Origin of the sequence: Pseudomonas sp. Irchel 3A5 (genome assembly GCF_900187575.1) — a bacterium.
GTDB lineage: Bacteria > Pseudomonadota > Gammaproteobacteria > Pseudomonadales > Pseudomonadaceae > Aquipseudomonas > Aquipseudomonas folii.
On record NZ_FYDU01000015.1, the window covers coordinates 1 to 19,188 of the forward strand.

Below are 19,188 nucleotides of genomic sequence, written 5' to 3' on the forward strand. Positions count from 1 at the left end.
TTAAGAGCTTTCGTCTCAACCGAGGCGCGCATTCTACAGCAGCCTCTGTATCTGTCAAGCGGTTATTTTAAGAAGTTTTCAAAGTTTCCTTTGCAACTTCAACCACTTGCGCTTCGATCAACATCACATTGCTCGTTAGCGGGAGGCGAATTCTACAGCGTTACAACCTGCTGTCAACTGCCTTTTTTCACCGCTTTCGATCAACTTCATCGAAGCCTCTTCTTCGCTAGCCGAATCGTCCAACTCATTGATTATCAAGGAGTTTTTCGTTCTGTCTGCGCCAGAAGAGGTGCGAATTATAGAGAGATCTGAGAGGCCGTCAACCCTTAATTTCACTAAATTGTCATATCTTCCTGAGGCCCCATAAAACAAAAGGGGGGAGCCTAACGGCTCCCCCTTCTCTATCGGCTACTTACAGACTAGGAAACGCAAACTGCGAAGCTTCGTGGCTCGCACGTTGCGGCCAACGCTGCGTAATAGCCTTACGGCGTGTATAGAAGCGCACACCGTCCGGCCCATACGCATGCAGATCACCGAACAGCGACCGCTTCCAGCCGCCGAAGCTGTGATAGGCAACCGGCACTGGCAGCGGCACGTTGACGCCAACCATACCCACTTCAATCTCATCACAGAACAGACGCGCCGCTTCACCGTCACGAGTGAAGATGCAGGTGCCATTGCCGTACTCATGATCATTGATCAGTTGCATCGCCTGCTCAAGGCTGGCAACTCGCACGATGCACAGCACTGGCCCGAAGATCTCTTCTTTATAGATGCGCATCTCTGGCGTGACCTGGTCGAAGAGGCAGCCGCCCATGAAGAAGCCGTCTTCATTACCGGCAACACTCAAGCCGCGACCATCAACGACCAACTTGGCGCCAGCCTGCACACCGTCTTCTATATAGCCGCTGACTTTGTCGCGATGCTGACCGGTGACCAATGGCCCCATATCCAACCCACAGGTTGTACCGGCACCGATTTTCAGCGAAGCAATTTGCGGCACCAGTTTAGCCACCAGCGCATCAGCAATCTGATCACCCACACACACGGCAACCGAGATGGCCATGCAGCGCTCGCCGCACGAACCGTAAGCAGCGCCCATCAACGCACTGACCGCGTTGTCCAGGTCAGCATCCGGCATCAGCACCGCATGGTTCTTGGCGCCGCCCAAGGCCTGGACTCGTTTACCGCGTGCAGCGCCTTCTTTATAGATGTACTCGGCAATCGGCGTTGAACCGACAAAACTCAGCGCTTTGACTTCCGGCGCTTCGATCAGCGCATCCACCGCCGCCTTGTCGCCATGGACGACATTGAGCACGCCCTTGGGCAAACCCGCTTCGTGCAGCAATTGAGCGATCAGGAGCGTGGAGCTCGGATCGCGCTCGGACGGCTTGAGGATGAAACAGTTACCGCAAGCGATCGCCAGCGGGTACATCCACAGTGGCACCATGGCGGGAAAGTTGAACGGCGTAATACCGGCAACGACACCCAGCGGCTGGAAGTCGGACCAGGCATCAATGTTCGGCCCTACGTTGCGGCTGTATTCGCCCTTGAGGATTTCCGGTGCGGCACAGGCGTATTCAACGTTCTCGATACCGCGCTTGAGTTCACCCGCCGCGTCTTCGAGAGTCTTGCCGTGCTCTTCGCTAATCAACTGCGCGATGCGGCCTTCATTCTGCTCCAGCAGTTGCTTGAAGCGGAACATCACTTGGGCACGTTTTGCTGGAGGAGTATTGCGCCAGGCCGGAAACGCCGCCTTGGCCGAGTCGATGGCTTGTTGCACGGTTTCGCGACTTGCCAACGGGACTTTATGGATGGCCTGACCCGTCGACGGGTTGAACACGTCAGCAGTGCGGCCGGTATCGCTGACCAATTGGCCGTCGATCAAGTGTTGAATGTTGCTCATGAAATGACTCCACAAAGCAGGCGCGAACAAACTCCGCGCCTGTCACCTATATAGAAGAGGTTTATCAGTCGATCTGATTCAGCGCTTCGCCAACCGCATCGAACAAACGATCCAGGTCTTGCGGTTTGCTGTTGAAGGTTGGCCCGAACTGCAGGGTGTCACCGCCAAAACGTACATAGAAGCCAGCCTTCCAGAGTTTCATGCCGGCCTCGAAGGGACGAACAATTGCATCACCATCTCGCGGCGCAATCTGGATAGCGCCCGCCAGACCGTAGTTACGAATGTCGACGACGTTCTTTGTGCCTCTGATGCCATGCAGCGCGCTTTCGAAATGCGGCGCCACTTCAGCAACTTGCTGAACAAGATTTTCACGTTGAAGCAGATCCAGCGCAGCAATACCGGCCGCACAGGCAACCGGGTGCGCGGAGTAGGTATAACCGTGCGGAAATTCAACCGCGTATTCAGGCGTTGGTTGGTTCATGAAGGTCTGATAGATCTCGCTGCTGGCAATCACTGCCCCCATCGGAATGGCACCGTTGGTAATTTGCTTGGCGATGCACATCAGATCAGGCGTCACACCAAAGCTGTCTGCGCCAAACATTGAGCCGGTGCGACCAAAGCCCGTAATGACTTCGTCGAAGATCAGCAGGATGTTGTGCTGATCGCAGATTTCCCGCAGACGCTTGAGATAGCCTTGAGGCGGCACGATCACGCCAGCGGAACCCGCCATTGGCTCGACGATGACTGCAGCGATATTCGAGGCATCATGCAACTCGATCAATTTGAGCATTTCATCCGCGAGAGCAATACCGCCCGCCTCAGGCATGCCTTTCGAATAAGCGTTGCTGGCCAGCAAGGTATGCGGCAGATGATCCACATCCATCAATTGGCCAAACATCTTACGGTTGCCGTTCACTCCACCGAGGCTGGTGCCCGCGATGTTCACACCGTGATAGCCACGCGCGCGGCCAATCATTTTGGTTTTGGTCGCTTGCCCTTTCAGACGCCAGTAGGCGCGCACCATCTTCACGGCGGTGTCGGCGCACTCGGAACCTGAGTTGGTATAAAACACGTGATTCAGATTGCCCGGCGTCAGTTCGGTGATTTTTTCAGCGAGCTGAAACGACAGTGGGTGACCGAATTGAAACCCCGGGGAATAGTCCAGAATGCCCAGTTGTTTAGAGACAGCCTCCTGAATTTCCTTGCGCGTATGACCCGCACCGCAGGTCCACAGACCAGAAAGCGCATCATAGATCTTGCGTCCCTTGTCGTCTGTCAGGTAACTGCCATTCGCCGCGACGATCAAGCGCGGATCGCGCTGGAAATTGCGGTTGGCGGTGTAGGGCATCCAATGAGCATCAAGCTTCAGTTGGCTGGCAATAGACATGTCGGACGACTCGAAACTGTTCATCGAAACGGACCTCGCTTGAGCGCTGGGCGATTGAGTGACTGCAAATACTTGATGCAGCTACGGTGCCACGGGGATAAAGTCGTGAAAACTCAACTTTTACGATCTTTAGTTAGCCAATGACTAAACTATGAGCAGCCGTCGCCCCGATCCACTGGCACAAGTCAGCGATTTTGATATTCGATTGCTGCGCATCTTTCGAAGCGTAGTCGAGTCGGGCGGGTTCTCCGCGGCCGAAAGCGCGCTTGGCATAGGCCGTTCGGCCATCAGCCAGCAAATGAGTGATCTGGAACAGCGCCTGGGCTTGCGCCTTTGTCAGCGCGGTCGCGCAGGATTTTCGTTGACCGAAGAGGGCCGTGAGGTTTATCAGTCGGCGCTACAACTGCTGAGCGCACTGGAAAGCTTCCGCACCGAGGTCAACGGCCTGCATCAGCATTTGCGTGGCGAACTGAACATTGGTCTGACCGACAATCTGGTCACCCTCCCCCACATGCGCATCACTCACGCACTGGCCCAGTTGAAAGAGCGCGGACCTGATGTGCACATCAACATTCGCATGATTGCCCCGAATGAAGTCGAGCAAGGCGTACTCGACGGACGTTTGCACGTCGGCGTCGTGCCCCAGGCCAGCGCCTTGTCGGGGCTTGAATATCAGCCGCTGTACAGCGAACGGTCGTTGCTTTACTGCGCGGTGGGCCACCCGCTTTTCTATATGGACGACGCTGCGCTGGATGACGTGCGCCTTGCTGAGCAGGATGCCATTGCGCCGACCTTCCGTTTGCCGGCAGAAATTCAGGCTCATTACCAGGCGCTCAATTGCACCGCCAGCGCGTCGGATCGGGAAGGCATGGCGTTTCTGATTCTTACCGGGCGTTACATCGGCTATTTACCGGATCACTACGCGAGCTTCTGGGTGCAGCAGGGTCGCTTGAGGGCACTGAAACCGGCATCGCGCTTTTATGACCTGAGTCTGGTGTCGGTGACCCGCAAAGGGCGTCGCCCTCATTTGGTGCTGGAGAGCTTTCTGCAGACGCTGGCTGCTACACGGTGAGACATTTGTCCAGTTGCAGGCTAATGCACTGTAGGAGTGAGCTTGCTCGCGATAGCGTCAATTCAGTAGATGAATTCGTCGACCACGAGACCGAATCGAGAGCAAGCTCACTCCTACAGGTCATGAGTTTGCTGCGCGACGGCGCGGTGCCATGGAGACCGGTGCCGCCGCGACAGATATACGCTAAACATTAGCGCTCAAAAAACCTGAGCACTTGGACAGCTTTTTGCACAGTGGTATATCAAACGACCCGCGAGAGCACGACATGCAGCCCGAAGCCTCACCCAGCAGCGATCTGATCTACGGCCTCGATGATCGGCCCAAGCCATTACCGGCAATACTCGCTGCGCTGCAACACGTACTCGCCAGTTTCGTCGGCATCATCACCCCACCATTAGTGATTGGCTCGGCATTGGGGCTGGGCGCCTACATGCCTTACCTGATCAGTATGGCGCTGATGGTTTCAGGTGTAGGGACTTTCATCCAGGCACGTCGTCCATTCGGGATTGGCGCAGGGATGATCTGCCTGCAAGGCACCAGCTTTGCTTTTCTCGGCGCAGTATTGTCTGCCGGTTTTCTGGTCAAGCAACGCGGCGGGAGCCCTGAAGACATTCTGGCGATGATCTTCGGCGTCTGTTTTTTCGGCGCGATGGTGCAGATTGTATTGAGTCGCTTCATTGGCCAACTGCGCAGAGTCATCACGCCTTTGGTCACGGGCATCGTGATCACCCTGATCGGCGTCAGCCTGATCAAAGTCGGAGTGACGGATCTGGGCGGTGGTTTCAACACCCCGGACTTTGGAGAGCCACTGAATCTGGCACTGGGCGGCTTCGTGCTGATCGTTATCATTCTGCTCAACCGGTCGAATACGCCATGGATACGCTTGTCCGCGATCATCATCGGCCTGGCTGCCGGGAGCCTGGCGGCGTGGTTCAGCGGAAAGCTGGTACCTCATTCCGTTGGCGACCTGCCCCTGATCAGCGTACCGATCCCATTCAGGTTCGGTTTCGCCTTCGACTGGACAGCTTTCCTACCCGTCGCGCTGATTTATCTGATCAGCACTATCGAAACAGTTGGCGACCTGACCGCCAACTGCATGCTCGCTAAAAAACCTATAAGTGGTCCCACGTATATTGCCCGGCTTAAAGGTGGCGTATTGGGGGATGGATTCAGTTGCATGATCGCCGCAACCTTCAGTGCCTTTCCGAATACCACTTTTGCGCAAAACAATGGTGTGATTCAGCTCACCGGTGTCGCCAGTCGTTATGTCGGCCTGTACATCGGCGCAGTCCTGTTCATGCTCGGTTTATTCCCGACCATTGGCGCTTTGCTGCAACAAATCCCCAAACCCGTCCTCGGCGGTGCAACCCTGGTCATGTTCGGCAGCGTCGCCGCGGCAGGCGTGCGCATTCTGGCTCAAGCGCCGCTGGATCGGCGCAGCATGCTGATAATTGCCACTTCTTTTGGTGTTGGCTTGGGCATCGCTTCCCAACCGGCCTTGCTGCATCACCTGCCTAAACTGGTGCAAAACCTGTTCGACTCGGCGATCACCAGCGGCGGCATCACAGCCATCGTGATGAGCCTGTTATTGCCAGAGGACAAGGCGAGCGTTGCAGGTACAGAATCTGCAACCGAAAGTGAGCCATCGACACGCTAACTACTGATAATGCTGAACACCTGATTGGGTTAGCTGTTCAGCGTTGTACCCCCTTGATCTGTCCGGAACGGCCCCATGATCCTTGAAGTCCCTGCGCACAGTAGTCACGGCACAAAGCCCGCCAGTCGCATTCGTCAGAAGAATGAAGAGGCCATTATCAAAGCCGCCGAGGACGAGTTCGCTCGTCACGGCTTCAAAGGCACCAGCATGAATACCATCGCGCTGAACGCCGGGCTGCCCAAGGCCAACCTTCATTACTACTTCACTAACAAGCTTGGCTTGTACGTTGCGGTACTCAGCAACATCCTCGAGTTATGGGATAGCACCTTCAACAACCTGACCGTTGAGGATGACCCGGCATTGGCACTGAGCCGCTACATCCGCGCCAAGATGGAATTCTCCCGTCGTCAGCCTCAGGCTTCGCGGATTTTTGCGATGGAGATCATCAGCGGCGGCGAATGCCTCAATCAGTATTTCAGCCAGGATTACCAGGCCTGGTTTCAAGGGCGAGCCTCGGTTTTTCAGGCGTGGATCGATGCAGGCAAGATGGATCCGGTAGATCCGGTGCACCTGATCTTTCTACTGTGGGGCAGTACTCAACACTACGCCGACTTTGCTACGCAAATCTGCCAGGTGACCGGACGCACTCGCCTGACCAAGCAAGACATGGAAGTTGCAGGCGATAATCTCATTCGCATCATCCTCAAGGGTTGCGGCCTGACGCCTCCAGGCGCTTAACTGGCGGAATCTGTTTACAGCTGGAACCCACGCATGCCCTTTACTCTGGTTGGCCCTTGCGAATTTCGCGAAGAGATTCGCAAGAGCCGCTTCATCACCCTGGCCGCGCCCATCTCCAGCGCCGCCGACGCACAAGCGTTTATCGAGCAGAACAGCGACTTCAACGCGACTCACAATTGCTGGGCCTGGAAACTGGCCGATCAATACCGCAGCAATGACGATGGCGAACCTGGCGGGACTGCGGGCCGACCGATTCTGGCCGCCATCGAAGCTCAGGAATTTGATCAGGTCGTCGTGCTGGTGATTCGCTGGTACGGCGGCATTCAACTGGGTACCGGCGGCCTCGCCCGGGCCTATGGCGGTGGTGCCAATAAATGCCTGCAACAGGCTGAGCGTCTGCCGCTGATCACTCGCGTGCCGTTGAGTCTGTCTTGCAGCTTCAGCGAATTGGCGCTCGTCAAGTTGCGGGTGGCGGAGCTCAACGGCTTGGTGCAGCAGGAAGACTTCACCGCCAACGGAGTGGACCTTGCGATTGCAGTTGGCCCCGAGCAGGTTGAAGTGCTGCAGCGGCAGTTGGCGGACTTGAGCCGGGGGCGGATAGTTTTGAGCAAAGACGGGGAATGATACAAAGCCCCCCCTGGCGACGTGGGACCGGCTTCAGCCGGGAAGAAGCCGGGACAGCAGATGAGTATTCATCTGTAGAAATACCGCCTTCCCGGCTAAAGCCGGTCCCACGACATCGCGCGGATATTTGAGATCGCATCACTTTTGTGGTTTGTGGGAGCTGAGCTTGCTCGCGATAAAGGTGGACGCGGTTCACTTTGGATTGCGTCCGACCTTATCGCGAGCAGGCTCGGCTCCCTCAAACTCTAAGCGATGTCGTGGGCGCGCAGATGTCGGGCCTACACACAATTACTGTGCATCCGGCTGTGGATAAGCTGAGCACATGCGGCCGCAAGCCTTGCCGTACCTGGCTTTCAGCCGATCGATCATTTTTTATACAAATCTGTCATATAACAACAAAAGAGATGTAAAAACAGCGCGTTACAGTTCGTTATCGTCAGTCGCTACTACCAATTGCCTGCTTATACCGCACCTTTGAGCTTGCACACATTTACTGTGGAGCAACCTGTGGATAACAGGTGCAAGGGTTGCGGTAATGCCGGAGTTGCCTCACTTGACGGTGACTGTATGTTTTTTACTCAAGTGGACTGTGCGAAATTGAATCATTCCCTCAGCCTGACGCCCTGATCTGGTGCCGATATGGACTATCTGCTCCATCGCAGACCCCAGGCTCTAGCCCTCGGGACTTCGCCGTTACAAGCAAATCGGTATTTACCTGCAAAAACCTGACTGCCTGGCCAGGAAATTGCTTTATCCACAGGCGATCCTCTTACCTTGAGCCTGTCATGCCAAACCCTGTGACATCTGCACGCCTGCAACTGCGTGCCATCAGCAAGCGCTATCCCGGCTGCCTGGCCAACGATGCCATTGACCTGAATATTGCCCCCGGAGAAATCCACGCCCTGCTTGGCGAAAACGGCGCAGGCAAAAGCACCCTGATGAAAATCATCTACGGCGTGACGCAGCCCGATTCAGGCGAAATAGTCTGGCAGGGACAGGCTCTGAAAATGCGTAATCCGGCACAGGCCCGCAGCTTGGGCATCGGCATGGTGTTCCAGCATTTCTCGTTATTCGAAACCCTGACAGTCGCCCAGAACATCGCGTTGGCAATGGGCGGCGCGGCCGGTACGCCAAAGCAACTTGAACCAAAAATTCGCGAGGTCTCGCAGCGCTACGGCATGGCGGTAGAACCACAACGACTTGTCCACAGCCTGTCGATCGGCGAGCGGCAGAAAGTCGAAATCATTCGCTGCCTGATGCAGGACATTCGCCTGTTGATTCTCGATGAGCCGACCTCGGTACTGACGCCGCAGGAAGCCGATGAACTATTCGTCACCCTGCGCCGCCTGGCCTCAGAAGGCTGCAGCATTCTGTTTATCAGCCACAAGTTGGGTGAGGTTCGCGCCTTGTGTCATAGCGCCACCGTATTGCGAGGCGGCAAAGTATCCGGACACTGTATTCCGGCGCAGTGTTCGGATCTGGAGCTGGCGCGGCTGATGGTCGGCGACGCTGAAGGCCTGACTGCGCAATACCCCAAAGTCGCGGGGCAGAAACCGTTCCTGCAGGTGGAAAAACTCTCCTGGCACAACCCCGATCCGTTCGGTTGCTCTCTGGTGAATCTCGACCTTGAAGTGCGCAGCGGCGAAATCGTCGGCATTGCAGGCGTGGCGGGTAACGGTCAGGACGAGCTGCTAGCCCTGCTCAGCGGCGAACAGACATTGAGCAACTCACTGTCATCCAGTATTCGATTTGCCGACTTGAGCGTTGGCCATCTACGTCCTGATGCACGGCGCAAGAACGGCCTGGCGTTTGTTCCAGCGGAACGACTGGGGCACGGCGCAGTGCCGGACTTGAGCCTCAGTGATAACGCGTTGCTGACTGCTTTTCAGCAAGGGCTGGTCAGCAACGGGCTGGTCCAGCGTGGCAAGGTCAGAAGCCTGGCCGATGAGATCATCAAACGTTTCGCGGTGAAGACGCCAGATGCCCAGGCGCCCGCTCGCAGTCTCTCCGGCGGCAACTTGCAGAAATTCATTCTCGGTCGCGAGATCTTGCAGAATCCGAAATTGCTGGTGGCTGCGCACCCAACGTGGGGTGTCGACGTGGGGGCCGCCGCAGCGATTCATCGCGCGCTGATTGCCTTGCGTGATGCGGGCGCAGCAATCCTGGTGATTTCCGAAGACCTCGACGAACTCTTCCAGATCAGCGACCGCCTTGCAGCGCTGAGCAGTGGCAGGCTCTCCCCTCTCGTGCCGACCGGGCAAACCTCGCCCGTGCAGGTCGGCGGCTGGATGGCCGGTGAATTCGATGCCCCGTCTGCCACTCAACCTCAATTCCAAGCCGCCGCGCTTAATTAACGGAGTTTCCGATGCTGCTCTCTCTGGAACCGCGCGGGCAACAATCGCGAGCCATGCTGTGGTTTTCGCCACTGCTGGCCGCAGTATTGACCCTGATCTGCGGCTCATTATTGTTTATCGCTCTGGGCCTGGACCCATTGCTCACTCTGCATACCTTGTTGATTGCACCGGTCAGCGACTGGTATGGCGTATCCGAACTGATGGTCAAGGCGCTGCCAATTCTGCTCTGCGCGTTGGGTTTGGCGGTCGCTTATCAGGCGCGCATCTGGAACATCGGCGCAGAAGGCCAGTTGTTGATGGGCGCGCTGGCGGGGAGTGCCCTGGCGGTCAATATCATTGATATGGAAAGCCGCTGGGCCTTGGTCCTGATTCTGCTGGTCGGCACATTGGGTGGTGCAGCATGGGCGGGTTTGACTGCCTGGCTGCGCACCCACTTCAACGCCAATGAAATCCTGACCAGCATCATGCTCAACTACATCGCGCTGAACCTGTTGCTGTTCTTCGTTCATGGACCGCTGAAAGACCCTGCCGGAATGAATTTTCCTGAGTCAGCGATGTTTGGTGATGCCAGCCGCTTGCCGCTGTTGACCGAGGACGGCCGCGTGCATGCGGGTGTGTATTTCGCCTTGCTGGCTTTGGTCGCAGTCTGGGTTTTGCTGCAACGCAGCTTTGTCGGTTTCCAGATCAAAGTGCTGGGGCTGGATAAACGTGCGGCAGGTTTTGTCGGGTTTCGCGAGAAACGCCTGGTCTGGCTGGCCTTGCTGATCAGCGGCGGACTGGCTGGCTTGGCTGGAGTCAGCGAAGTCGCCGGCCCCATTGGTCAATTGGTCCCGCAAGTGTCACCGGGTTATGGCTATGCAGCGATCACGGTGGCCTTCCTCGGCCGCCTGAATCCGATCGGTATTCTGTTCGCCAGTTTGCTGATGGCGCTGCTCTATCTAGGCGGCGAAAACGCGCAAATGGCCCTGAACCTTCCCCAAGCCATTACCCAGCTGTTTCAAGGAATGATGCTGTTCTTCCTGCTGGCCTGTGATGTGCTGATTCTCTATCGCCCACGCCTGAAAGCGCGCTGGGCCAAACGTCAGATGGCACCCGCTGCCACGGGAGCCGTGTGATGGATATCGATCTGCTGAGCAATATTTTCTTTGCCATGGTGCGTTGCGGTACGCCGCTGCTATTGGTCGCCCTAGGCGAGTTGATTTGCGAAAAAAGCGGCGTTCTCAATCTGGGCCAGGAAGGCATGATGCTGTTTGGCGCAGTGATCGGTTTCATCATCGCCTTGAGCACCGGCAATCTGTGGCTCGGTGTGCTGCTGGCGATGATGGCGGGGATGCTGCTGTCGGGATTGTTCGCGGTGGTGGCGCTGGTCTTCAATGCCAATCAAGTGGCAACGGGTTTGGCGCTGACTATCTTTGGCGTGGGTTTGTCGAGCTTCGTCGGAGCAGCCTGGGTAGGTAAACCGCTGCAAGGTTTCGAACCGATTCTGATTCCTTACTTGAGCGACATCCCGCTGATCGGCCGCATGCTGTTTGCTCAGGACATTCTGGTTTACCTGTCCTTCGCGTTGTTTGCACTGGTGGCCTGGGCCCTGTTGAAAAGCCGCGTCGGTCTGATCATTCAGGCAGTTGGCGAGAACCCGGACGCCGCCAGCGCCATGGGTTTGCCGGTGCTGCGCGTGCGAACCCTGGCGGTGTTGTTCGGTGGCGCAATGGCCGGGCTGGCCGGGGCGTATCTGTCCTTGGCGTACACGCCGATGTGGGCTGAAAACATGAGCGCCGGGCGCGGCTGGATCGCCTTGGCGCTGGTGGTGTTCGCCAGTTGGAGAGTGTGGCGCCTGCTGTTGGGTGCGTACCTGTTCGGCCTCGCCAGCATCCTGCATTTGGTGGCGCAGGGTATAGGCCTGGCGATCCCGTCTAACCTGTTGGCCATGCTGCCTTACGTGGCGACCATCGTGGTATTGGTGCTGCTGTCGCGTAATGCCCTGCGCACAAGGCTGTATGCTCCGGTTTCTCTGGGGCAGCCATGGCAGGCGGGGCATTGAGACTCACAGCTCAATGACGTGGGACCGGCTTTAGCCGGGAAGAAGCCCGCACAGCCGATAAATTTTTATTGGCGGTAAGGACGCATTCCCGGCTAAAGCCGGTCCCACGGGGCCACAGCTGCAACACCGCCCAGATCAATTCCATGATCAGGAATCCCGCCAGCAACCACGTCGCCCCCTGCATCAGGGCATAGGCCTGCCACGTCGCGAACAGCAATCGACCTACTGCGTCGTAACGCCCGAAAACCGCTTGCGGATCGCGAATCCGTAGCACTGACCACACGCAAACGATCGAACCCAGCAGGTTGGCCATCAACATATGCATGGGCTCGAATGTGGGCAGCGCACCGGGCACACTCCAGGCCTGACTCAAGCTGGATAACACTCCGTGCAATACGGCAAAACTCCAGGGTGTTACAAAAGCAGCCGTGACGATCAGGTCGTACCAGCCACTGGCACGAACGAGTTGGCGATAGTGTTGCGGTTGCCACATATAAACTCTCCTGGCGCTGTGATCTCAATATTGAAGCGATGTCGTGGGACCGGCTTTAGCCGGGAAAAGGCCGGGACAGTTACTGATAAAGGGTCGTCAGAAACACCGCCTTCCCGGCTAAAGCCGGTCCCACGTCCTCCTCCACGAGCAAACATAGAATTTCCTAAGAAATTAGTATTTTGCAGACATGGCAGGAGGCTAAAGGCTGGAGTACGCTCCATGGTCAACCCCAAGGGACGGAAAAATGCGCATTGGTGAATTGGCTCAAGCCACCGCGGTCAGCCGCGACACTCTGCGGTTCTATGAGCAGCGTGGTTTGATTGCCGCGCAACGCAGCGCTAACGGCTATCGGCACTATCCTGCGGAGATGGTGCAGTTGGTGCAGTTCATCAAAACCGCACAGCGCCTGGGTTTCAGCCTGAACGAAATCGGCCACAGCGTTGCCGAACTCTGGAAGACGCCTGCGCCAGATCTGGCCATTGCTCAACTACTCTGGGACAAGCTCGTGCTGATCGAGACGCGAATTGAAGCACTCGGCGAATTGCGCACCGAATTGCAGAACCGTCTGGGCCAGAGCTGCCCGCTAAGCCCCTGATAACTTTTCAAGGAGAAAAATCTTGTCTACTCAAAAAACTGCACTGATCGTCGGAGCCTCTCGTGGCATCGGCCTCGGACTGGTCAAACAACTGACCGAACAAAACTGGAACGTCATCGCCACCGTTCGCGATCCACAAAAAGCGACTGACCTCAAAGCAATATCTGGTGTCCGTGTCGAGACCCTGGATCTGGATGACGTGGCGTCTCTGGATGCCCTGAAAAGCAAGCTGCAGGGGCAAGTCTTTGATGCTCTGGTCATCAATGCCGGAATAATGGGGCCAAGACCACAAAGCGCCGAGCAGATCACCACGGCTGAACTGACTCAATTATTTCTCACCAACGCCATTGCACCTATCCGGCTGGCTGAGCGCCTCGTCCAGCAGATGCGCCCAACCACGGGTGTATTGGCTTTCATGAGTTCCAGATTCGGCAGCGTAACCTGTCCGGACGGTGCAGATGCTTCGCTGTACAAAGCGAGCAAAGCGGCGCTGAACTCCCTGACCAACACGTTCGTCCTGCAGTTGCCAGAGCCTCGCCCAACCGTCTTGTCTTTGCACCCGGGCTGGGTGAAAACCGACATGGGCGGCGAAGGTGCGGCTATCGATGTCCAAACCAGCACCCACGGTTTAGTGGAGCAGCTCGTGAACTACGCAGGTAAAGGCGGGCATTACTTTGTGGATTACAAAGGCGAGACGATCCCCTGGTGATAGTGCAGAAATCGCAATTTCCTGTGTGCGGTGCTTGTTGAATGTCTTGGGACCGGCTTTAGCCGAGAAAAGGCCGGAGCAGTCACTGATAATGGGTCGTCAGGAATACCGCTTTCCCGGCTAAAGCCGGTCCCACGTCGGCTTGCAAGCCAACATGGAATCTTCCACAAAAGATCCCGCCCCGACAAAAATGCGGTTAGAATCGCCGGGCGCCGAGATCCACCCGGCGCCTCTGGATCAGCAGACAGGGCAACACTGAGCTGGCTAACCTGAACCTGTCTTTCAGAGGAGCCGGCACGATGCCTGCGATCCGTATCTGGTTGAAAAATCCCCTCGCTGTTTTCACGGCCAATGCCCTCGATGCCCGAGGCGGTCTGGTGATTGAAAACGGTGTCATTGTCGAACTGCTCGGCGCCGGTCAGCTACCCGCCAGCCCGTGCGATCAAGTATTCGACGCCCGCGAGCATGTGCTGCTGCCGGGTTTGATCAATACCCATCACCACTTTTATCAAACACTGACGCGTGCCTGGGCTCCGGTGGTCAACCAGCCTTTGTTTCCGTGGCTGAAAACCTTGTATCCCGTCTGGGCGCGTTTGACTCCCGAGAAACTGGCGCTGGCCAGTAAAGTCGCACTGGTCGAGTTGCTGCTGTCGGGTTGCACCACTGCGGCAGACCATCACTATCTGTTCCCGAACGGCCTGGAAAACGCCATCGATGTCCAGGTTGAAAGCGTCCGCGAATTGGGCATGCGCGCCATGCTCACTCGCGGCTCAATGAGCCTGGGTGAAGACGATGGAGGTTTGCCGCCGCAACAAACCGTGCAGCAGGGCGAAGTCATCCTTGAAGACAGCCAGCGCCTGATCGAGCGCTATCACCAGCGCGGCGCGGGCGCGCAGATCCAGATTGCCCTGGCACCCTGCTCACCCTTTTCGGTTACGCCGCAGATCATGCGTGAAAGCGCAGCATTGGCGGAGAAGCTCGACGTGCGCCTGCACACTCACCTGGCCGAAACCCTCGAGGAAGAAGATTTCTGCCTGCAGCGTTTCGGCCTGCGCACGGTGGATTATCTCGACAGCGTTGGCTGGCTGGGACCGCGAACCTGGCTGGCCCACGGCATTCATTTCAACCCTGACGAAATAGCCCGACTGGGCGCGGCAGGCACCGGTGTTTGCCATTGCCCGAGCTCCAACATGCGCCTGGCTTCCGGCATTTGCCCGACACTTGATCTGATCGAAGCAGGCGCGCCGTTGGGGCTTGGCGTAGACGGCTCGGCTTCCAATGACGCCTCGAACATGATCCTCGAAACACGGCAGGCGCTGTATCTGCAACGTCTGCGTTATGGCGCAGAAAAGATCACACCCGAACTGGTGCTTGGCTGGGCCACAAAGGGTTCGGCGCAGTTACTTGGTCGTAGCGACATCGGTGAACTGGCAGTCGGTAAACAGGCGGACCTGGCACTGTTCAAGCTGGATGAACTGCGCTTCTCCGGCAGCCACGATCCATTGTCGGCGCTGCTGTTGTGCGGCGCCGATCGTGCTGATCGGGTGATGATTGGCGGCCAGTGGCGAGTGATCGATGGGCAAGTCGAAGGGCTGGACCTGAAGGGATTGATTGCTGATCACAGCCAGGCGGCGCGGGCGTTGATTCGCGGCTGATGAACCCATTCCTGTAGGAACTCACGAGCAATGCGAGGCAGCGATGGCGTTCTGCCTGATATACCGCTATCGCGGCCTCGCGGTGCTCGTGCGCTCCTACAGATCATTCGTTTGCAGCACAGTAGCGCAGTTTGAGGATTCACAACCCCAACAACGACAACATGATGAACGTCGCAAACAACACGAAGTGGGTCATGCCTTCTATCGCGTTGGTTTCACCGTCATTGAGGTTGATGGCGCTCACCAGCAGGGTGATGAAAATCATCACGGTCTGCACCGGGGTCATCGCCATTTGAAACGGTTGGCCACTGTAAAGTGCCATGGCCTCCATGACGGGTACGGTCAGGATAACCGTCGATAGCGATGCACCAAGAGCGATGTTCACCACCGATTGCATACGGTTGGCCAGGGCCGCGCGCAATGCCGTCAGAATCTCCGGTGCGGCAGAAATGGCTGCCACCAGAATCGCTGTCATGACCGGCGGTGCGCCAGTGCCTTCAAGACCCAAATCAACGGTCTTGGACATCACTTCCGCCAGTGCGCCAATCACCACCACACCAAGCACCAGGGTTCCGATGGACAGCGTCAGATTGACCGGCTTGGCCTCCGCTTCAGGCTGGTCCTTGCGCTTCTTCTTCTCTGGATAGCTGTAGCTGAAAAAGTAGCTGTGCGGCCCGACCTGCATGCGCAGGAACAGGGTGTAGAGCAGAATCATCGCGCCAATGGTGAACGCCGAATACAGCTTCCAGTCACCTTCGGGGATGAACTCCGGCACCACCATGGATACGCCCATCGCGGTGAGAATCATCACGCTGTAGGTGCGGGCTGAATCGTCGTTGTAAGACTGCTCGCCATGCTTGATACCGCCCATCAGAGCGGCCAGCCCAAGGATGCCGTTGATATCGAGCATCACGGCTGAGTAAATCGTATCGCGCACCAACGTTGGCGACGGTTCGTTGCTCATCATGATCGCCAGGATCACGACTTCCACCAGCACCGCCGACAGGGTGAGGATCATGGTGCCGTAGGGATCGCCGACTTTCTCTGCAAGCAATTCGGCGTGGTGAGCCACGCGCAACGATGCACAGACGATGAAACCTACCAGCGCAATCCCCGCCGTCAGCGCCACGCCCTGCCCATTATTGAGGAACGAGTGCTCGAACACGTAGGCGACAACTGTCGCGATGATCGCGAGCAGGAGAAATTTTTCTTGCTTGAGTATTGAGCCCATTGACTAGCCTATAAACCTTCCTGGGTGAAACGTCCGGATAACGTGTTCAAGGCGTTGAGAGTGTCGAGTGTAAGCAAAGGTTTCAAAATAGGTGAGATCCTGAATATTGGGGCGAATGACGTGGGACCGGCTTTAGCCGGGAAGAGGCCGGTACAGCCGCCATAGCTCCATCATCAGAAATGCCGCCTTCCCGGCTAAAGCCGGTCCCACGTCAGAATTCCACAGAGGTCCAGCAGAGCAGCTTGCACCAGTTAGCAGCAAAGCCAGCCGGTTCTGCACCGTCTGGCATCGTCCTGCCAAGGCTAAATCGATTGAGAGGCTAGCCCTGTCATTAACTGTCCAGTTGGTCAGTTTTTTGCATTGTTCGAGCAACCCGCTTAGACGGCCGTGCCAACAAGACCACAAGGAGCTAGACCCGATGCACTCCACCACTCACCCGCGTCGCCCCCTGAAAAAATTGCTGTGTGCCATGGCTGCGGTCGTCGGCCTGGGTTCCAGTCTGCTGGCATCAGCGGCAGATCCGTTGAAAGTAGGGTTCGTCTACATCGGCCCGATCGGCGACCACGGCTGGACGTATCAGCATGAACAGGGCCGCAAGGCCATGGTTGAAGCTCTGGGCGACAAGGTCACCACCAGTTATGTCGAGAACGTGCCGGAAGGCGCCGACGCTGAGCGCGTCATCCGCAATATGGCTAAGGGTGGCTACGATCTGGTCTTCACCACCTCCTTTGGTTACATGAACCCAACACTGAAGGTCGCCAAACAGTTCCCGAAAGTGACTTTCGAGCACGCCACTGGCTACAAACAGGACAAGAACATGGGTACCTACCTGGCGCGCACCTATGAAGGTCGCTACGTCGGTGGGTTCCTGGCGGCCAAAATGACCAAGACCAAAAAGGTCGGTTACGTCGCATCGTTCCCGATCCCGGAAGTCCTGCGTGACATCGACGCGATCCAGCTGGCGTTGAACAAGTACAACCCGGGCACTGAAATCAAAGTGGTATGGGTCAACTCCTGGTTCGATCCGGGCAAAGAAGCTGACGCTGCCAACGCGCTGATCGATCAGGGCGTGGACGTCATGTTCCAGCACACCGACAGCCCGGCGCCGATCCAGACGGCCGAACGTCGCGGTGTCTATGCCGTGGGTTATGCCTCGGACATGGCCCACTTCGGCCCGAAAGCGGTACTGACTTCCATCGTCAACAACTGGGGGCCGCACTACATTCAGGCGACTGAAGGCGTGATCAATGGCACCTGGAAATCTCAGGATTACTGGGGCGGTCTGAAGGAAGGCACGGTTGAGCTGCCGATCAGCGATATCGTCCCGGCGGACGTGAAGGCAGAAGCCGAGAAGATCATTGCCGACATCAAAAGTGGCGCATTCCACCCGTTCACCGGCCCGATCAAGGATCAGACCGGCACAGTGAAAATCCCGGCTGGCCAGGTTGCGACCAATGCAGAACTGGCCTCAATGAACTATTACGTTGAAGGCATCAAGGCGGAATTGCCGAAATAATCAAGACGAGCAACTCAAAACTTGTGGAAGCTATTGTCTGTAGGAGCTGCCGAAGGCTGCGAAAGTAGGGGTGTCAGAAAGACCGCTTTCGCAGCCTTCGGCAGCTCCTACAGGGATCATCGACGGTTGCAAACAAACAATCACGTCAAACCAGAGACAATCCACCGTGAACCAACTCCCCATCATCGACATCGCCCCGCTCTACAGCGATGACCAACTCGCCTGGCAAGACATCGCCCGGCAAATCGACCAGGCCTGTCGGGAGTGGGGTTTCTTCTATATCAAGGGCCACCCGATCAGTGCCGAGCGTATTGAACAGGTAGTCAGCACGGCGCAGCAATTCTTCGCCCTGCCGGAGGCTGAAAAGCTCAAGATCGACATCACCCAAAGCCGTCATCACCGCGGCTATGGCGCTATCGCGACCGAACAGCTGGACCCGAATATACCGAGCGATCTCAAGGAAACCTTCGACATGGGCTTTCATTTGCCCGCCGATCACCCTGAGGTCGTCGCTGCAAAACCATTGCGTGGCCCCAACCGACATCCAGACATGCCGGGCTGGGAAGCCTTGATGGAACAGCATTATCTGGACATGCAGGCCCTCGCGCAGAAGTTGCTTCAGGCGATCACTGTCGCGCTGGGCATTGAGCGTGATTTCTTCGACAAGCGCTTTGTCGCCCCCGTCAGCGTGCTGCGCTTTATCCACTACCCGCCGCGCCATACTGCCACCAGCGCCGAACAACAAGGCGCCGGGGCACACACAGATTACGGCTGTATCACCCTTCTGCATCAGGACTCTGCGGGCGGACTGCAAGTGCGTGATGTGCGCGGCCAGTGGATCGATGCGCCGCCGATTGACGGCACATTCGTGGTCAACATCGGCGACATGATGGCGCGCTGGAGCAACGACCGATATGTGTCCACGCCTCATCGGGTGGTCAGCCCCCTGGGCGTTGATCGCTACTCCATGCCGTTTTTCGTCGAGCCCAACCCGGACACCGAAATTGAATGCCTGCCCGGTTGCAAGAGCGAAACCGAGCCTGCGCGCTATCCTGTGACCACTTGCTCGGCATTCCTGTTGTCGCGTTTCGCCGATACCTACGCTTATCGGCGGGAGCAGGAGGCCGGGTAAATTTGAACCGCTTGGTCAGGTTTTGCCCATCCCGAAGCATGACTCTGTAGAATGCCGACCATCTGCACCTGATGAGAA

At 57.1% G+C, this 19,188-nt stretch carries 16 protein-coding genes; 12 read left to right on the plus strand and 4 right to left on the minus strand.

The window, feature by feature from the left end; genetic code table 11:
- Positions 1-412: 412 nt before the first annotated feature.
- Together CKW31_RS22500 and CKW31_RS22505 are read right to left on the minus strand one after the other, a co-directional pair.
- A complete protein-coding gene (locus CKW31_RS22500) occupies positions 413-1,906 on the minus strand; it encodes a CoA-acylating methylmalonate-semialdehyde dehydrogenase (RefSeq protein WP_095100325.1) in 1,494 nt (497 codons plus the stop codon).
- A gap of 64 nt (positions 1,907-1,970) precedes the next feature.
- On the minus strand, positions 1,971-3,317 hold the full coding sequence (locus CKW31_RS22505) for an aspartate aminotransferase family protein (protein ID WP_095100327.1): 1,347 nt from the start codon (positions 3,315-3,317) through the stop codon (positions 1,971-1,973).
- A gap of 127 nt (positions 3,318-3,444) precedes the next feature.
- Between CKW31_RS22505 and CKW31_RS22510 the strand changes: the two genes are divergently transcribed.
- From CKW31_RS22510 to CKW31_RS22540, 7 genes are all read left to right on the plus strand, one after another.
- Complete coding sequence (locus tag CKW31_RS22510) at positions 3,445-4,365, plus strand: LysR family transcriptional regulator (RefSeq protein ID WP_095100329.1); 921 nt, start codon at positions 3,445-3,447, stop codon at positions 4,363-4,365.
- Positions 4,366-4,630: 265 nt separating this feature from the next.
- Complete coding sequence (locus CKW31_RS22515) at positions 4,631-6,022, plus strand: uracil-xanthine permease family protein (protein WP_095100331.1); 1,392 nt, start codon at positions 4,631-4,633, stop codon at positions 6,020-6,022.
- Between the two features lie 75 nt (positions 6,023-6,097).
- Positions 6,098-6,760 (plus strand): TetR/AcrR family transcriptional regulator, encoded by a 663-nt coding sequence (locus CKW31_RS22520; protein WP_027901271.1) that lies wholly within the window; start codon positions 6,098-6,100, stop codon positions 6,758-6,760.
- A 33-nt stretch (positions 6,761-6,793) separates the two neighbouring features.
- On the plus strand, positions 6,794-7,384 hold the full coding sequence (locus tag CKW31_RS22525; RefSeq protein ID WP_095100333.1) for a YigZ family protein: 591 nt from the start codon (positions 6,794-6,796) through the stop codon (positions 7,382-7,384).
- A 785-nt stretch (positions 7,385-8,169) separates the two neighbouring features.
- Positions 8,170-9,738 carry an ABC transporter ATP-binding protein gene (locus CKW31_RS22530; protein WP_095100335.1) on the plus strand — a complete coding sequence of 523 codons (1,569 nt, stop codon included), beginning with the start codon at positions 8,170-8,172 and terminating at the stop codon, positions 9,736-9,738.
- An 11-nt stretch (positions 9,739-9,749) separates the two neighbouring features.
- Complete coding sequence (locus CKW31_RS22535; RefSeq protein ID WP_095100337.1) at positions 9,750-10,853, plus strand: ABC transporter permease; 1,104 nt, start codon at positions 9,750-9,752, stop codon at positions 10,851-10,853.
- Complete coding sequence (locus CKW31_RS22540) at positions 10,853-11,779, plus strand: ABC transporter permease (protein ID WP_095100339.1); 927 nt, start codon at positions 10,853-10,855, stop codon at positions 11,777-11,779. Before CKW31_RS22535 ends, CKW31_RS22540 begins: the two co-directional genes overlap by 1 nt.
- A 10-nt stretch (positions 11,780-11,789) precedes the next feature.
- Here the strand turns inward: CKW31_RS22540 and CKW31_RS22545 are convergent, their stop codons facing one another.
- Complete coding sequence (locus tag CKW31_RS22545; RefSeq protein ID WP_095100341.1) at positions 11,790-12,272, minus strand: hypothetical protein; 483 nt, start codon at positions 12,270-12,272, stop codon at positions 11,790-11,792.
- 244 nt (positions 12,273-12,516) lie between these two features.
- Between CKW31_RS22545 and CKW31_RS22550 the strand changes: the two genes are divergently transcribed.
- The 3 genes from CKW31_RS22550 (at position 12,517) to CKW31_RS22560 (ending at position 15,231) form a co-directional block, all read left to right on the plus strand.
- Positions 12,517-12,867 (plus strand): MerR family transcriptional regulator, encoded by a 351-nt coding sequence (locus tag CKW31_RS22550; RefSeq protein ID WP_095100343.1) that lies wholly within the window; start codon positions 12,517-12,519, stop codon positions 12,865-12,867.
- A gap of 19 nt (positions 12,868-12,886) precedes the next feature.
- Positions 12,887-13,576: an SDR family oxidoreductase gene (locus CKW31_RS22555; RefSeq protein ID WP_095100345.1), complete on the plus strand. Its 690-nt coding sequence runs from the start codon at positions 12,887-12,889 to the stop codon at positions 13,574-13,576.
- A 299-nt stretch (positions 13,577-13,875) separates the two neighbouring features.
- Positions 13,876-15,231 carry an 8-oxoguanine deaminase gene (locus CKW31_RS22560; protein WP_095100347.1) on the plus strand — a complete coding sequence of 452 codons (1,356 nt, stop codon included), beginning with the start codon at positions 13,876-13,878 and terminating at the stop codon, positions 15,229-15,231.
- A gap of 139 nt (positions 15,232-15,370) precedes the next feature.
- Here the strand turns inward: CKW31_RS22560 and CKW31_RS22565 are convergent, their stop codons facing one another.
- Positions 15,371-16,462, minus strand: coding sequence for a calcium:proton antiporter (locus CKW31_RS22565; protein ID WP_095100349.1), 1,092 nt, complete (start codon positions 16,460-16,462; stop codon positions 15,371-15,373).
- 418 nt (positions 16,463-16,880) lie between these two features.
- Here CKW31_RS22565 and CKW31_RS22570 point away from each other — a divergent pair, with 418 nt between their 5' ends.
- Entirely contained in the window at positions 16,881-17,978 is a 1,098-nt protein-coding gene (locus CKW31_RS22570; RefSeq protein ID WP_095100351.1) for a BMP family ABC transporter substrate-binding protein, read from the plus strand.
- Between the two features lie 166 nt (positions 17,979-18,144).
- Positions 18,145-19,110 (plus strand): isopenicillin N synthase family oxygenase, encoded by a 966-nt coding sequence (locus CKW31_RS22575; RefSeq protein WP_095100353.1) that lies wholly within the window; start codon positions 18,145-18,147, stop codon positions 19,108-19,110.
- Positions 19,111-19,188 lie beyond the last annotated feature (78 nt).

Coding starts and splice junctions, on each gene's coding strand:
- CKW31_RS22510 (WP_095100329.1), top strand. CDS start 3,445: ATGAGCAGCCGTCGCCCCGATCCACTGGCACAAGTCAGCGATTTTGAT.
- CKW31_RS22565 (WP_095100349.1), bottom strand. CDS start 16,462: ATGGGCTCAATACTCAAGCAAGAAAAATTTCTCCTGCTCGCGATCATC.
- CKW31_RS22540 (WP_095100339.1), top strand. CDS start 10,853: ATGGATATCGATCTGCTGAGCAATATTTTCTTTGCCATGGTGCGTTGC.
- CKW31_RS22520 (WP_027901271.1), top strand. CDS start 6,098: ATGATCCTTGAAGTCCCTGCGCACAGTAGTCACGGCACAAAGCCCGCC.
- CKW31_RS22500 (WP_095100325.1), bottom strand. CDS start 1,906: ATGAGCAACATTCAACACTTGATCGACGGCCAATTGGTCAGCGATACC.
- CKW31_RS22530 (WP_095100335.1), top strand. CDS start 8,170: ATGCCAAACCCTGTGACATCTGCACGCCTGCAACTGCGTGCCATCAGC.
- CKW31_RS22550 (WP_095100343.1), top strand. CDS start 12,517: ATGCGCATTGGTGAATTGGCTCAAGCCACCGCGGTCAGCCGCGACACT.
- CKW31_RS22525 (WP_095100333.1), top strand. CDS start 6,794: ATGCCCTTTACTCTGGTTGGCCCTTGCGAATTTCGCGAAGAGATTCGC.
- CKW31_RS22505 (WP_095100327.1), bottom strand. CDS start 3,317: ATGAACAGTTTCGAGTCGTCCGACATGTCTATTGCCAGCCAACTGAAG.
- CKW31_RS22545 (WP_095100341.1), bottom strand. CDS start 12,272: ATGTGGCAACCGCAACACTATCGCCAACTCGTTCGTGCCAGTGGCTGG.
- CKW31_RS22570 (WP_095100351.1), top strand. CDS start 16,881: ATGCACTCCACCACTCACCCGCGTCGCCCCCTGAAAAAATTGCTGTGT.
- CKW31_RS22515 (WP_095100331.1), top strand. CDS start 4,631: ATGCAGCCCGAAGCCTCACCCAGCAGCGATCTGATCTACGGCCTCGAT.
- CKW31_RS22535 (WP_095100337.1), top strand. CDS start 9,750: ATGCTGCTCTCTCTGGAACCGCGCGGGCAACAATCGCGAGCCATGCTG.
- CKW31_RS22560 (WP_095100347.1), top strand. CDS start 13,876: ATGCCTGCGATCCGTATCTGGTTGAAAAATCCCCTCGCTGTTTTCACG.